Genomic DNA, 17148 nt, shown 5'->3' on the forward strand with positions numbered 1-17148 from the left:
ACGATGGCCGTGCAGAAAGACCGCGTCGCTGAGGCTCTGCGAGCATCGCTCAAGGAGACCGAACGGTTGCGTGAACAGAACCGCAAGCTCGCGGGCGCGATGCGGGAGCCGATCGCGATCGTCGCGATGGCATGCCGGTTCCCCGGCGCGAACTCTCCCGAGGAACTCTGGCGCGTCCTGGCCTCCGGCACCGACGCCATGACCGCCTTCCCGGCCGACCGCGGCTGGGACGTGGAGAGCCTGTACCACCCGGACCCCGATCACCGCGGCACCTCCTACGTCCGCGAGGGCGGCTTCCTGGACGGGGTCGGCGAGTTCGATGCCGGCTTCTTCGGGATCTCGCCTCGTGAGGCGACCGCGATGGACCCGCAGCAGCGGCTGCTGCTCGAAGCCTCCTGGGAGACCTTCGAGCGGGCGGGTATCGACGGGCTCTCGCTGCGCGGCAGCCGGACCGGCGTGTTCGTCGGCGTGAACTACCAGGACTACGCCTCGCAGCTGCGGGTGGCGCCCGAGGTCGCCGAGGGCTACGGCGTCACCGGCGCCTCGGCGAGCGTGCTGTCCGGCCGCATTGCCTACACCTTCGGCCTCGAAGGTCCCGCGATCACCGTGGACACCGCCTGTTCCTCCTCGCTGGTGGCGCTGCACTGGGCGATGCAGGCCCTGCGCGCCGGGGAGTGCTCGCTGGCCGTGGCCGGCGGTGTGTCGGTGATGTCGACCCCCGATCTGTTCGTGGAGTTCTCCCGGCAGCGCGGGCTCGCCGAGGACGGCCGGTGCAAGGCCTTCGCCGGTGCCGCGGACGGCACCGGCTGGGGCGAGGGCGCCGGACTGCTGCTGGTGGAGCGGCTGTCGGATGCCCAGCGCAACGGCCATCCGGTGCTCGCCGTGGTGCGGGGTTCGGCGGTGAACCAGGACGGTGCGTCCAACGGTCTGACCGCCCCCAACGGTCCCGCACAGCAGCGCGTGATCCGGCAGGCCCTGGCCAGCAGCCGGCTGTCGGCCGACCAGATCGACGCCGTGGAGGCGCACGGCACCGGCACGACCCTCGGCGACCCCATCGAGGCGCAGGCCCTGCTGGCGACCTATGGGCAGGACCGGCCCGCCGACCAGCCGCTCTGGCTCGGCTCGGTGAAGTCCAACATCGGGCACACCCAGGCCGCCGCCGGAGCTGCCGGGGTCATCAAGATGGTCATGGCCCTGCAACATGGCGTGCTGCCCAAGACGCTGTACGTGGACGAGCCCACCCCGCATGTCGACTGGTCGGCCGGCGAGGTGCGTCTGCTCACCGAGGCACGCGACTGGCCGGCGACCGGCCGCCCCCGCAGGTCGGGGGTGTCGTCCTTCGGGATCAGCGGCACCAACGCCCATGTCATCCTCGAACAGGCCCCGGAAGCAGCGCCGGAACAGGCCCCGGAACTCGAACCGGCCCCGGAAGCAGGCCCGGTGGAGTCCGCCGCCCCGGTGACGCCCGCGGTGCTGCCCTGGGTACTGTCCGCCCGTTCCCGGGACGCCCTTGCCGCACAGGCCCGTGCGCTGATGCCCTTCGTGGCCGACCGGCCGGACCTGGACCCGGTCGACATCGGGTTCTCCCTGGCGACCGGCCGCGCCGCGCTGGAGCACCGCGCGGTCGTCTTCGGTACCGGACGGGATGAACTCCTCGCCTGCGTAGAGGAGTTGGCCGAGCGCGGCGCCGATGCCGCCGGAGCGCTGTGCGGGGTCGCGGGCGACGGCCGGGTCGGTGTGCTCTTCACCGGCCAGGGGTCTCAGCGGCTGGGTATGGGCCGTGAGCTGTACGAGACCTATCCGGTCTTCGCGCGGGCCTGGGACGAGGTGTGCGCGGAACTCGACCCGCACCTGCCCCGGCCCTTGCGGGAGGTCGTCTGGGGCGAGGAGCAGCAACTCCTCCACCAGACCCAGTACGCCCAGGCCGCCCTGTTCACCGTCGAGGTCGCGCTCTACCGGCTCATGCGGTCCTGGGGCCTGACCCCGGACGTCCTGCTGGGCCACTCCATCGGTGAGGTCACGGCGGCCCACCTGGCGGGCGTCTGGTCGCTGGCGGATGCGGCGAAGCTGGTCGCGGCGCGTGGGCGGCTGATGCAGGCCCTGCCGACCGGTGGTGTGATGGTGTCGGTGCGGGCGTCGGAGGACGAGGTCGTACCGCTGCTGGACGGCCGGGACCAGGTCGGGATCGCTGCCGTCAACGGCCCCGAGTCCGTCGTACTTTCGGGCGCCGAGGCCGAGCTGGAGACGGTCATCGCCGCTCTGGAGGCCGAGGGCCGCAAGGTCAAGCGGCTGCGGGTGAGCCACGCCTTCCACTCACCCCTCATGGAGCCGATGCTGGCCGAGTTCCGCTCGGTCGCCGAGCAACTCACCTACCAGGAACCGCAGCTCGCGGTGGTGTCCAATGTGACCGGACGCCTTGCCGAGCCCGAGGAGCTGCGCGATCCGGCGTACTGGGTGCGTCATGTCCGGGAGGCCGTGCGCTTCCATGACGGCATCCGTGCCGCGCACCGCGAAGGCGTGGACCTCTTCGTGGAGCTCGGCCCCGGTGGGGTGCTCTCCGCCATGGGCCAGGACTGTCTGCCGGAGACCGTGGCGTTCCAGCCGAGTCTGCGCGAGGACCGCCCCGAACCCCAGGCCCTGCGCGAAACCCTCGCCGGCGCCCACGTACGCGGTGCCACCGTGGACTGGACCGCACAGCTCCAGGGCGGCCGGCGGACGGCCCTGCCCACCTACGCCTTCCAGCGCCGGCGGTACTGGCTCGAAGGATCCGCCGGTGCCGGAGACGTGACGGCCGCCGGACTCGGTCCGGCCGGACACCCCCTCCTCGGCGCGGCCGTGGCGCTGCCCGACTCCGACGGTTTCCTCTTCACCGGCCGGCTGGCGCTGGCCACCCACCCCTGGCTCGCCGACCACGCGGTCTCCGGCACCGTACTGGTACCGGGCACCGCATTGGTCGAACTCGCCATCCGCGCCGGGGACCAGGTCGGCTGCGACCTCCTGGAGGAACTCACCCTCCAGACACCCCTGACCCTCCCCGACCGGGGCGCGGTGCAGACGCGCGTCACCGTCGGTGAGGCCGCCGCGGACGGCCGCCGGGAGATCTCGGTCTTCTCCCGCCACGAGGACGCCGAGAACGAGGAGCCCTGGACCCAGCACGCCACCGGGTTCCTCACCGCGGCCGCCGGAACCGGCACACCCCCCGTATTCGAGGAGTCCTGGCCGCCCGCCGAGGCCGAGCCCGTTGCCGTGGACGGCTTCTACGAGGAGCTGTCCGCCGCCGGGTTCGCGTACGGACCGGTGTTCCAGGGTGTACGGGCCGCATGGCGGCGCGGTGACGAGGTGTTCGCCGAGGTCGCCCTGCCCGCGGACGCGGCCGAACAGGCCGGCCGGTTCGGTCTGCATCCGGCCCTGCTCGACGCCGCCGTACAGACCGTGAGCCTCGGCACGACCCTCACCAAGGGCGGGCCCGGCCTGCCGTTCTCCTGGACCGGGGTCCGGCTGCACGCCGTCGGCGCCGCCACCCTGCGTGCACGGCTCTCGCCGTCGCCGGACGGCGGTGTCGCGGTCCTTGTCGCCGACGACACCGGCGCGCCCGTCGCCACCATCGACTCCCTGGCGATCCGGCCCGTCTCCGGCACTCTCACGGCCCCCGCCCGCGACCGCTGGTCCTCCCTCTTCCACCTCGACTGGATCACGCTGCCCGAAGCCGCCGCACCCGCCCCGGCCACCTGGGCGGCCGTCGGCAGCGGCACCGAGACCCTGGCCGCAACACTGCGCGCCGACGGCGCCGAGGTGGTGACGGCCGAGGACTTCGCGGCCCTCGCCGCGCGGGACACCGTGCCGGACACCGTGCTCTGGTCCCTTCCGGAGACCACCCCCGGCGAACTGCCGGACCAGGTGCGGGAGACCACCACCCGGACGCTGGCCGCGCTGCGCGACTGGCTGGCCGAGGAGCGGTTCACCGCGTCCCGGCTCGTCATCCTCACCCGGGACGCGGTCTCCGTCACCGACGAGCGCGGCCCGGACCTCGCACCCGCCCCGGTGTGGGGACTCGTCCGCTCCGCGCAGACCGAGCACCCGGACCGCTTCCTGCTCATCGACCTCGACGACCAGGACGCGTCCTGCCGCGCCCTGCCCGCCGCCGTCGCCTCCGGCGAACCGCAGCTCGCGCTGCGCGACGGCACGCTCCACGCCACCCGCCTGGTCAAGGCCGCCTCCACCGCCCCGCTGACCCCGCCGGACGGCCCGGCCTGGCAGCTCACCAGCACCGCCAAGGGCAACCTGGACGCCCTCGCGCTCGTGGACAGCGACCGGGCCTGTGGACCACTCGCCGGGCACCACGTCCGGATCGAGGTGCGCGCCGCCGGCCTCAACTTCCGCGACGTCCTCAGCGCCCTGGACATGTACCCCGGCGACCCCGGGCCGATGGGCCTGGAAGGGGCCGGCGTGATCGTCGAGGTCGGCTCCGGCGTGACCGGCCTCGCCCCCGGCGACCGCGTGATGGGGACGTTCACCGAGGCCTTCGGGCCCCTCGCCGTGGCCGACCACCGCGCCATCGTCCGCATCCCGGAGGGCTGGTCCTTCGCCGAGGCCGCGGCCACCCCGATCGTCTTCCTCACCGCCTACTACGCCCTGGTCGATCTCGCCGGAGTGCAGCCGGGGGACACCGTGCTGGTGAACTCCGCCGCCGGTGGTGTGGGCATGGCCGCGGTCCAGCTGGCCACCCACCTCGGCGCCGAGGTGTACGGCACCGCCAGCCCCGCGAAGTGGGACGCCCTGCGCCAACTCGGCCTGGATGACGACCACATCGCCTCCTCCCGGACCCTGGACTTCGAGAACGAGTTCCTCGCCGCCACCGGAGGCCGCGGCATGGATGTCGTCCTCGACTCCCTGGTCGGTGAGTACGTGGACGCCTCCCTGCGTCTGCTGCCCTCGGGCGGCCGGTTCATCGAGATGGGCAAGGCCGATGTCCGGGACGCGGACGAGGTCGCCGCCGCCTACCCCGGCGTCCGCTACCGCGCCTTCGACCTCCCCGAGGCCGGGCCGGTACGCACCCGCGAGATGTTCGCCGACCTCCTCTCCCTGTTCGAACGCGGTGTGCTGCGCCCGCTTCCCCTGACCACCTGGGATGTGCGCCGCGCCCCGGAGGCCTTCCGGTACATCAGCCAGGCCCGCCAGGTCGGCAAGGTCGTCCTCACCATCCCGCCGGCGCCGCACCCGGACGGCACGGTGCTGATCACCGGGGCCAGTGGCACCCTCGCCGCCGTCATCGCCCGCCACCTGGTGGCCGAGCACCGTGTGCGCCACCTCCTGCTGGTCAGCCGACGCGGCGCCGACGCGCCCGGCGCGGCCGACCTGCGCGCCGAACTCACCGCACTCGGCGCCGAGGTCACCCTGGCCGCCTGCGACATCGCCGACCGGGACGCCGTGGCCTCGCTGCTCGCCGGGATCCCCGCGGAGACCCCGCTGACCGGTGTGGTGCACACCGCCGGTGTGCTCTCCGACGGAGTGATCGAATCGCTCACCCCGGAACGGCTCGACCACGTGCTGCGGCCGAAGGTGGACGGCGCCTGGCACCTCCACGAGCTCACCAAGGACCTCGACCTCTCCGCTTTCGTCCTGTTCTCCTCGGTGTCCGGGGTGTTCGGCGGGCCGGGTCAGGCCAACTACGCGGCCGCGAACACCTTCCTGGACTCCCTGGCCGCACACCGCCGCGCGCTCGGCCTGCCCGCGCTCTCCCTGCCGTGGGGCCTGTGGGCCGAGGCCAGCGCCATGACCGGGAAGCTGGCCGAGCACGATGTGCGGCGCGCCGCCTCCGGCGGTGTCCTGCCGATGACGTCGGAGGAGGGCGTCGCACTGTACGACGCGGCCGCCACCGTCGCCCGCGCGGTGGTCGCGCCCGCCAAGCTGGACCTCAAGGGACTCGCCGCGGCGGAACTGCCGCCCGTGCTCAGCGGTCTGGTGCGCACCCCGTCCCGGCGCGCCGCCGCGGCCGTCACCGGACCGGAATCCGGCAACACCCTCGTCCAGCGGCTCACCGCACTGTCCACGGCCGACCAGGACCGGGCCCTGCTGGACCTGGTACGTACGCAGGTGGCCGCCGTGCTCGGCTATCCGGGCCCGGAGGCGGTGGAGGCCGAGCGCGCCTTCTCCGAACTCGGCTTCGACTCGCTGACCGCGGTGGAGCTGCGCAACCGGATCAACAGCGGCACCGCACTGCGGCTGCCCGCGACCCTCGTCTTCGACTATCCGAACTCGCTCGCCCTCGTGCACCACTTGCGCGGCGAGCTGCTCGGCCGGCAGGACGACACACTGGCGCCCGTGCGGGCCGCCGGTGCCGCCGACGACGAGCCGATCGCCATCGTCGGCATGGCCTGCCGCTACCCCGGCGGGGTGGAGTCGCCCGAGGACCTCTGGCGGCTGCTCACCGACGGCACCGACGCGCTGTCCGGCTTCCCCGCGGACCGGGGCTGGAACCTCGACGAGCTGTACCACCCGGACCCCGACCACCGCGGTACCTCCTATGCGCGGGCGGGCGGCTTCCTCGCGGATGTCACCGGCTTCGACCCCGCCTTCTTCGGGATCTCCCCGCGCGAGGCCCTGGCCATGGACCCGCAGCAGCGACTGCTGCTGGAAACCTCCTGGGAGGCCTTCGAGAGCGCCGGCATCGACCCCCAGTCGGTCCGGGGCACCAAGACCGGAGTGTTCGCGGGCGCGACCTCCGATGACTACTCGACCCAACTGGCCCCGGTGTTCGACCAGACCGAGGGGTACGCCAGCACCGGCACCGCAGGCAGCGTCGTCTCCGGCCGTATCTCCTACTCCTTCGGCCTCGAAGGCCCGGCGCTGACCGTGGACACGGCCTGCTCGTCCTCCTTGGTGGCCCTGCATCTGGCCATCCAGGCGCTGCGCTCCGGCGAGTGCTCGCTGGCCCTGGCCGGCGGCGTCACGGTGCTGGCCACCCCGGACGTGTTCATCGAGTTCTCCCGCCAGCGCGGCCTCGCCGCGGACGGCCGCTGCAAGCCCTTCGCGGACGCCGCGGACGGCACGGGCTGGGGAGAGGGCGCCGGCATGCTGCTGGTGGAGCGCCTGTCCGACGCTCAGCGCAACGGCCATCGCGTCCTTGCGGTGGTGCGGGGTTCGGCGGTGAACCAGGACGGTGCCTCCAATGGTCTGACCGCGCCGAACGGTCCCTCGCAGCAGCGGGTGATCCGGCAGGCACTGGCCAACGCGGGAGTGGCCGCCGGTCAGGTCGACGCGGTGGAGGCGCACGGCACCGGCACGACGCTGGGCGACCCGATCGAGGCCCAGGCGCTGCTGGCCACGTACGGCCAGGACCGCCCGGAGGACCGGCCGCTGTGGCTCGGGTCCATCAAGTCCAACATCGGACACACCCAGTCCGCGGCCGGTGCGGCCGGCGTCATCAAGATGGTCATGGCGCTGCGGCACGGTGTGCTGCCGAAGACGCTGCATGTCGATGAGCCGTCGTCGCATGTGGACTGGTCCGCGGGTGCGGTGGAGCTGCTGACGGAGGCCAGGGACTGGCCCGAGAGTGGTCAGCCGCGTCGGGCGGGCGTGTCGTCGTTCGGCATCAGCGGGACGAATGCCCATGTGGTGCTGGAGCAGGCACCTGCCTCTGAGACGGTGGCTGTGGAACCGGTCGCTGTGGAGCCGGTTCAGGGCGAGCCTGCTGGGGCGGCGGCGCGGGCCGGGGTGGTGCCGTGGGTGCTGTCGGCGCGTTCGGAGCAGGCCTTGGCGGCTCAGGCGGAGCGGTTGGCGTCCTTCGTGGAGGACCGTCTGGAGGGCCGTCCGGAGGACCGACGGGAGCTTGATCCTGCTGATGTGGGGTTCTCGCTGCTGAGTTCGCGGGCGGGGTTGGAGTACCGGTCTGTGGTGCTCGGTGCTGACGGTGCGGAGCTCCTTGCCGGGCTGAAGGGTGTGGCTGGGGGTCTGGATCCGGCGGGTGTGGTGCGGGGTTCGACCGGCACCGGAGCCGGTACCCGTGTGGCGCTGGTGTTCCCTGGTCAGGGTTCGCAGTGGCTGGGGATGGCGGATGAACTGCTCGCTATGTCCCCGGTGTTCGCGGGTCGGATGGCTGAGTGTGGTGAGGCGCTGTCGGAGTTCGTGTCCTGGAAGTTGGATGAGGTTCTGTCCGACGAGGACATGCTGGCGCGGGTTGATGTGGTTCAGCCTGTGTTGTGGGCGGTGATGGTGTCGCTGGCTGCGGTCTGGGAGGACTGTGGTGTGGTGCCCGCTGCCGTGGTGGGTCATTCGCAGGGTGAGATTGCCGCGGCCTGCGTGGCCGGGATCTTGTCGCTGCGTGATGGTGCCCGGGTCGTGGCACTGCGCAGTCAGGCCATCGGGCGGGTGCTTGCCGGGCGCGGTGGCATGGTCTCGGTTGCCGGTTCGCGTGAGGCGGTGCAGGAGCGCATCGCCAAGTGGGGCGAGCGGATATCTATCGCCGCTATCAATGGCCCGTCGTCGACCGTGGTTTCAGGCGAGCCCGAGGCTTTGCAGGAGTTGTTGGCGGAGTGTGCTGAGCAGGAGGTGCGGGCTCGGCAGGTTCCGGTGGACTACGCCTCGCACGGTGCCCAGGTCGAGGAGCTGCGGGAGGAGCTTGCGACGGTCCTGGCCGAGGTGACCCCTGCTGAAGGCCGGATCCCGTTCTACTCCGCGGTGAACGCCGCACTCGTCTCCGGCGAGGACCTGGACGCCGCGTACTGGTTCGAGAATCTCCGCAACACCGTGCGGTTCGAGGAAGCGATCCAGGCGCTGCTGGCCGACGGGCACGGCGTATTCGTCGAATGCAGTGCGCATCCCGTTCTGACTCCGGGAATCGAGGACACCGCGCAGGAGGCGGGCAACCCCGTCGTAGTGACGGGAACTCTCCGCCGCGACGAGGGTGGCTGGTCCCGTTTCGCGCAGTCGCTCGGCCAGCTTTGGGCGCACGGCGTCCCGGTGGACTGGGGCACCCTGCTGCCGTCCGGACGTCGGGTCGACCTGCCCACCTACGCCTTCCAACGCCAGCGCTACTGGCCTTCCGGTGTGTTCTTCGGCGGAGACGCCTCGGGACTCGGACTCGATGCGGCCGATCATCCGCTGCTCGGTGCCGCGATGGCGCTTCCGGACTCCGACGGTTTCCTGTTCAGTGGCCGGTTGTCGCTGACCACGCACCCCTGGCTGGCCGATCACTCCGTACTGGACACTGTGCTGCTCCCTGGGACCGGGCTGGTGGAACTGGCCATCCGGGCCGGGGACCAGGTGGGCTGCGATCTGCTGGAGGAGCTCACCCTTGAGGCCCCGCTGATCATCCCGGCGACCGGAGGTCTGCAACTCCGGGTCACCGTCGCCGAGTCCGATGCGGACGGCCGCCGTGAACTCGCCGTGTACTCCCGTGTCGAGGAGGCTCCGGCAGACCAACAGTGGGCCCGGCATGCCACCGGTGTCCTCGCCATGGGTGCCGAACCGGTGGACTTCGGTGAGGAGAGCTGGCCTCCCCTCGGCGCTGAGCCGGTCTCCGTGACCGGCGTATACGACGAGTTCACCGCCGTGGGTATGAGTTATGGCCCGGTGTTCCAGGGCCTGGGCGCTGCCTGGCAGCGTGGCGAGGAGATCTTCGCCGAGGTCGCGCTGCCCGAGGACGTGGCCGCGGACGCGGCGAAGTACGGGCTGCATCCGGCCCTGCTCGACTCGGCGCTGCATGCGATCGGACTCCACCCGGCCACCGCGGCCGGGGGACAGGCCCAGCTGCCCTTCGTCTGGAACACGGTCCGCCTGCACGCAGTAGGAGCGGCCGCACTGCGGGTGAAACTGACCCGGGCCGGCGGCGGTTTCTCGGTCCTGGTCGCCGACGGCACCGGCACCGTGGTCGCCTCTGTGGACTCCCTGGTGACCAGGCCGGTGACAGCCGGCCAGCTCAGCGAAGGCACGGGTACCGATGCCCTGTTCACCGTGGAGTGGCCGGTGTTGCCGCTCGGGTCCGGGCCGGTGGCGGGTTCGTGGGCGGTGCTGGGTGATGACGTGGCGTTGGCTGCGGCGTTGGGTGCGTCGACTGCGGACGTGCTGAGTGAGCTTGTGGAGGTGCCGGAGTGTGTGGTGCTTGCGGTGCCTGGCACGGAGGGAGCGGAGGGCTCGGATGGCGCGGAGGGTGCGCTGGACGTGCCGGCGGCGGTGCGTGCCGTGGTGGGCCGGGCGCTGGAGAGCGTCCAGTCCTGGCTGGCTGATGAACGTTGTGTCCGTTCGAAGCTGATAGTGGCCACTCGCGGTGCCGTTTCGGTGGCGGGAGAGCCGCTGGACGCGGTGGGTGCCGCCGTGTGGGGCCTGCTGCGCTCCGCACAGACCGAGAACCCGGACCAGTTCGTCCTGCTTGACCTTGATGAGCGTCCGGCCTCGGTGGACGCCATCGCCGCGGCGGTTGCTTCGGGTGAGCCGCAGTTGGCGGTCCGGGACGGGGTGGTTTCCGTGCCGCGGCTGGCGCGGACCGTGTCGTCCGAGTCGGACAGTGCGCCGGTGTGGGACACCGAGGGAACGGTGCTGATCACCGGTGGCACGGGAACGCTGGGCGCCCTGTTCGCCCGGCATCTGATCGCTGAACATGGCGTTCGCAGCCTGGTGTTGACCAGTCGGCGTGGCTTGGAGGCTGACGGCGCCAGCGAGTTGCGGTCCGAGCTGACCGAGCTGGGTGCCCGGGTAGATGTGGTCGCCTGCGACGCGGCTGACCGGGAGGCACTGGCCGCGGTGCTGGCCGACATCCCGACCGACATGCCGCTGACGGGTGTGGTGCACACGGCCGGTGTCCTGGACGACGGCGTGATCGGGTCGCTGACCCCGGAGCGTCTCGACACCGTGCTGCGGCCCAAGGTCGACGCGGCCTGGAACCTGCACGAGCTGACCCAGGGCCTGGACCTGTCGGCGTTCGTGGTGTTCTCGTCCGCTGCCGGTGTGCTCGGCAGCGCCGGACAGGGCAACTACGCCGCGGCGAATACGTTCCTCGACGCGCTTGCTCAGCACCGTCGCCTCAGCGGTCAGCCGGGTACCTCCCTGGCCTGGGGATTCTGGGCGGAACGCAGTGCGATGACCCGCGAGGTCGGCTCCGACGATGTCCGGCGGATGGCCCGCGGCGGTGCGCTTGCGCTCGACCAGGCCGAAGGCGTGGCCCTGTTCGATCTCGCCTGTGCCGCGCCCGGCTCCGGTCTGCTCGTACCGATCCGGCTCGACCTGCGGGGTCTGGCCGCTTCCGGTGCGGTGCCGGCAGTGCTGCGGAACGTCGTACGGGTTCCGGTGCGGCGCGCCACCGCCGCGGCCGGGGAGGCCGCGTCGCTGCGGGAGAGGCTGGCCGGACTGCCGGCCGAGGACCGCGAGGAGCTGCTGCTCGACCTGGTGACCACGCAGGTCGCGGCCGTACTGGGCTACGACAACTCCGGTGCGGTCCGTACCGACCAGGTGTTCAAGGACCTCGGATTCGACTCGCTGACCGCCGTGGAACTGCGGAACCGGCTGACCGGGGCCACTGGACTGCGGCTGCCCGCCACTTTGGTGTTCGACTACCCGACACCACGCGCGCTCACCGATTACCTGCGTCGTGAACTGCTGGAGGAAGAAGCAGCGGTCGTCCCCGTCGCGCGGGCCGGCGCCACGGACGAGGAGGCCATCGCGATCGTCGGTATGGCCTGCCGATACCCCGGTGGTGTCACCTCGCCCGAGGAGCTCTGGCAGCTGCTGGCCGCCGGTACCGACGCCATCGGGGAGTTTCCCACCGACCGTGGCTGGGACATGGACCGGCTCTACGATCCCGAGCCTGGTCTGCCCGGCAAGACCTACACCCGTGAGGGCGGATTCCTTTACGGCGCGGGCGAGTTCGACCCCGCTTTCTTCGGGATCTCCCCGCGCGAGGCGCTGGCGATGGACCCGCAGCAGCGGCTCCTGCTGGAGATCTCCTGGGAGGCCGTCGAGCGGGCCGGGATCGCCCCGGCCTCTCTGCACGGCAGCCGGACCAGTGTCTTCGCCGGCATCATGTACCACGATTACGGCCTGCAGACCGACTCCATACCGGAGGAGGTCGAAGGACACCTCGGCACGGGGACGTCCGGCAGTGTGGCCTCCGGCCGGGTGGCGTACACCTTCGGTCTCGAAGGGGCCGCGGTCACCGTGGACACCGCCTGTTCCTCTTCGCTGGTGGCGCTGCATCAGGCAATGCAGGCGCTGCGGGCGGGGGAGTGCGAGCTCGCGCTGGCGGGTGGCGCCTCGGTGATGGCGACCCCGGGCACCTTCGTCGACTTCTCGCGGCAGCGGAACCTCGCGAGCGACGGCCGGGTCAAGGCCTTCGCCTCCTCAGCCGACGGCACCACCCTCGCCGAGGGCGCCGGGATGCTCCTCGTCGAGCGGCTCTCCGACGCGGTACGTCATGGGCATCCGGTCCTGGCGGTGGTGCGGGGTTCGGCGGTGAACCAGGACGGTGCGTCCAACGGTCTCACTGCCCCCAACGGTCCGTCGCAGCAGCGGGTGATCCGGCAGGCACTCTCCAACGCCCATCTGTCGCCGTCCGAGGTGGACGCGGTGGAGGCGCACGGCACCGGTACGACCCTCGGCGACCCCATCGAGGCCCAGGCGCTGCTCGCGACCTACGGGCAGGACCGGGAAGAGCCGCTGTGGCTGGGCACGGTCAAGTCGAACATCGGGCACACTCAGGCCGCGGCCGGCGTCGCCGGTGTGATGAAGATGGTCCTTGCCATGCGGCGCGGTGTCCTTCCGCGGACCCTGCATGTCGATGAGCCCTCCTCGCACGTCGACTGGTCGGCCGGCGCGGTCGAACTGCTCACCGAGGCCCGCGACTGGCCGACCACCGGGCGGCCGCGCCGGGCGGGCGTGTCCTCCTTCGGAATCAGCGGAACCAACGCGCATGTCGTGCTGGAAGAGGCGCCCCGACCGGTAGCCGAGGAGCCCACGGCGACCGGCTCCGGCTCCGGCTCCGGCTCCGGTTCGGACACCGCCTCTGTCACTGACACCGCCTCTGACACCGGTGTCATGCCCTGGGTGCTCTCCGCCCGCTCCGCGGAGTCCCTCGCCGCACAGGCCGAACGGCTGGCGTCCTATGTGGAAGCACAGCCGGAGCTGAGCCCCGTCGACATCGGGTACTCGCTGGTCACCACCCGCACCCCTCTGGACCACCGCGCCGTCGTGCTGGGCACCGACCGTGAGGAGTTCCTCGCCGCCCTCCGGAAGGTGACCCCGGACGCAGAGGTCATCGGCGACCCCCGACTCGGTGTGCTGTTCACGGGTCAGGGTGCGCAGCGGCTGGGCATGGGTCGGGAGTTGTATGAGACCTATCCGGTGTTTGCGCGGGCCTGGGATGAGGTGTGTGCGGAGCTGGATGGTCTGCTGCCGCGGCCGCTGAGTGAGGTGGTCTGGGCGGCGGCCGACGATGGGCAGGAGGGGCTTCTCGACCAGACGCAGTACGCCCAGGCGGCACTGTTCGCACTGGAGGTCTCGCTCTACCGTCTGGTCGAGTCCCATGGTGTGACGCCGGAAGTGTTGCTGGGCCACTCCATCGGTGAGGTCACGGCGGCTCATCTCGCGGGCGTCTGGTCCCTGGCGGACGCGGCGAAGCTCGTCGCGGCGCGTGGTCGACTGATGCAGGCCCTGCCGAGCGGTGGCGTGATGGTGTCGGTGCGTGCCTCCGAGGGCGAGGTCGTACCGCTGCTGGAGGGACGGGCCCAGGTCGGCATCGCCGCCGTCAACGGCCCCGAGTCCATAGTCCTCTCGGGTGCCGAGGCCGAGGTGGAGCAGGTCATCACCGCCCTGGAGGCGGAGGGCCGCAAGGTCAAGCGGCTGCGCGTGAGCCACGCCTTCCACTCACCCCTCATGGAACCGATGCTGGCCGACTTCCGCGCGGTCCTGGAGCAACTCACCTACTCCGAGGCAAAGTTGCCGGTGGTCTCCAATGTGACCGGCCGTCTCGCCGAGCCCACCGAACTCCGCGACCCGGAGTACTGGGTGCGCCACGTCCGGGAAGCCGTCCGCTTCCACGAGGGCATCCAGGCCGCCCACGCCGAAGGCGTGACCACGTTCCTCGAACTCGGCCCCGACGGCGTGCTCTCCGCCATGGGACAGGACACTCTGCCGGAGACCGCCAGCGCCACCCTCCAGCCGAGCCTGCGCAAGGACCGCCCCGAACCCGTCAGCCTGCTGTATGCCCTCGGCGTCGTCCATGCCCGCGGGGTCACGGTGGACTGGACTCCGCTGTTCCGTGGTGCCCGCACCGTGGAGCTGCCGACTTACGCCTTCCAGCGTCGGCGTTACTGGTTGGAGGGCGCCACCGGAGCCGGCGACGTGACGGCCGCGGGTCTGGGTAATGCCGATCACCCGCTGCTCGGCGCCACCGTGACCCTGCCGGATGCCGTCGTCCTGACCGGGCGGCTCTCCCTGACCACGCACCCCTGGCTGGCCGATCACGCCGTCATGGACACCGTTCTGCTGCCGGGAACCGCCCTGGTCGAACTGGCCCTCCAGGCCGGAGACCAGCTCGGATGTGAGCTCATCGAGGAGCTGACCCTCCAGGAGCCGCTGGTTCTGCCGGAGCGGGGCGGAGTGCAGCTGCGCATCGTCGTCGCGGAGCCCGATGAGGACGATCGCCGGCAACTGACCGTGTACTCCCGGCTGGAGGAGCAAGCGGAGGAGGAGAACTGGACCCGGCACGCCGTCGGTGTCCTGGCCGCCGGGAGCGCTGCGCCGGTCGGCGACGGTGCGGAGAGCTGGCCGCCGGCCGGGGCCGAGCCCGTCGCCGTGGACGGCTTCTATGACGAACTGGCCGCCGCCGGATTCGGCTACGGCCCCATGTTCCAAGGAGTCCAGGCTGCCTGGCGGCACGGGGACGAGGTGTACGCCGAGGTCACGCTGCCCGAGGACGCGACCGCCGAGGCGGCGAAGTTCGCGCTGCACCCGGCCCTGCTCGATGCCGCGCTGCAGACCGTCGGACTGCTCGACGACGCCGTATCGGGGCTGCCGTTCGCCTGGCGCGGGATCCGGCTGCACGCGGTGGGCGCCCGCTCGCTGCGCACCACGCTCACCCGGGGCGGCGACGGAGTGCGGGTGATGGTCTCCGACGACACCGGTGCGGTCGTGGCCACCGTCGACTCGCTGACCGTCCGGCCGGTGCGTGCCGAGCAACTGGCCGGTGGCCGCGGGGATTCGATGCTGCAGCTGCGCTGGGCCTCGCTGTCGGTGCCGGACATGCCGGTGCCGGAGACCACGATGGTCGCGGCCGAGGACTGGGCCGTGCTGGACGAGAACGAGATCGGTCTGAAGGCCGTCCTCGACGCATCTGCGCTTGACTGGCCTTCGCTCGCCGAGCAGGACGATGTCCCGGGTGTGGTGCTGTGGTCCGTACCGGAGACCACGCGGGAGGGCCTGGCCGACGGTGCGCACGACCTTGCGCGTCGGGTGTTGGAGCGGCTTCAGAGCTGGCTCGCCGAGGAGCGGTATCAGGACACGCGGTTGGTGATCCTCACCCGTGGTGCGGTCCTGCTCGACGGCGAAACGGTCTCCCCGGCCGCGGCGGCGGTCTGGGGGCTCGTCCGGTCCGCGCAGTCGGAGCATCCGGAACGGATCGTGCTGATCGACGTCGATGCCCGTGTCGATGCCCATGGCGACGCCGACGCCGACGGTGATGAGGGGGCCGGCCGTGCGCTGCGTGCCGCTGTCGCCTCCGGTGAACCGCAGGTGGCGCTGCGCGGCGGGAGCGTCTTCGTGCCGCGGCTGGCCCGGTTCGCCGCGCCCGGACAGGAGGGTGCGCCGAGGTGGGACGCCGAGGGCACCGTGCTGATCACCGGGGGCACCGGCGCCCTGGGTGCTCTGGTGGCGCGGCATCTGGCCACCGAACACGGGGTGCGCAGGCTGCTGCTGATCAGTCGTCAGGGACCGGCCGCCGAGGGCGCCGGGGAGCTGCGCGCGGAACTCGCCGGGCTCGGTGCGAGCGCGGAGATCGTCGCCTGCGACGCGGCCGACCGGGACGCTTTGGCCCGGGTCCTCGCCGACCTGCCCGCCGAAGCGCCGCTCACCGGAGTGGTGCACACGGCAGGCGTCCTGGACGACGGGGTGATCGGCTCGCTCACCCCGGACCGTCTCGACGCGGTGCTGGCGTCCAAGGTGGACGCCGCGGTGAACCTGCACGAACTCACCGAGGGCCGCGAGCTCTCCGCGTTCGTGCTGTTCTCCTCCGCGGCCGGGGTGCTCGGAGCCCCCGGGCAGGCCAACTACGCGGCGGCCAACAGCTTCCTGGACGCCCTTGCCGGGTACCGGCGTTCACTGGGTCTGCCCGCGGTCTCCCTCGCCTGGGGACGCTGGGCCGACACCAGTGAGATGACCGGCGGTCTCGACCAGGCCGACCTGCGGCGGATGAGCAGCGGCGGCATCGACGCGCTGACCTCCGCCGAGGGGCTCGCCCTGTTCGACACCGCGACCGCGTCGGCGGAAAGCCTGCTGATTCCGGTACGGCTGAACACCGCAGCGCTGCACGCCCGTGCCGCCGAAGGGATGCTGCCGCCGGTCATGCGGGACCTGGTCCGGGCGCGCGTCCGCCGCTCCGCCGCCGGCGGGAAGGCCGCCGCCGAGGATCTGGGCCGTCGTCTCGCCGGGCTCACCGACCCGGAGCAGCAGCAGCTGCTGCTCACCGTGGTGCGTACGCAGGTGGCCGCGGTCCTGGGCTATGCCGGGCCGGAAGAGGTCCCCGGCGGGCGGCCGTTCAGCGAACTCGGCTTTGATTCGCTGACGGCTGTGGAGCTGCGCAACATCCTGACCACGGTCACCGGGCTGCGGCTGCCGGCCACCCTGGTCTTCGACTATCCGACCTCGGAAGTCCTCGCCGAGAAGCTGTGCGCGCAACTGCTCGGCGAACGGGAAGAACAGTCCGGCCTCCTCTCCGTCTTCGCCGGTCTCGACCGGCTGGAACTCTCGCTGCCCGAGATCGCCACGGACGAGGTCGCCCGGGACCGGCTGGCCGTCCGGCTGCAGAGCATTTTGGCGGGGCTGGGCGGTGCGCAGGACGACGGGGCAGGGACGGTCGCCGCGACCTTGGACGCGGCGAGCGACGACGAGGTCTTCGACTTCATTGAGCGAGAGTTCGGGAGTTCCTGATATGGCACGTGCACACGT

Annotated in this window: 1 protein-coding gene; it reads left to right on the forward strand. The window is 71.8% G+C overall.

Annotated features, from left to right (window positions below; all coding sequences use genetic code 11):
• Positions 1–3 precede the first annotated feature (3 nt).
• Positions 4–17130, forward strand: a complete 17127-nt coding sequence (locus SLV14N_RS34745) for a type I polyketide synthase (protein WP_263272500.1) — start codon at positions 4–6, stop codon at positions 17128–17130.
• The last annotated feature ends 18 nt before the right edge of the window (positions 17131–17148 follow it).

Origin of the sequence: Streptomyces sp. Je 1-4 4N24 (genome assembly GCF_026239515.1) — a bacterium.
Taxonomy (GTDB): domain Bacteria; phylum Actinomycetota; class Actinomycetes; order Streptomycetales; family Streptomycetaceae; genus Streptomyces; species Streptomyces nigrescens.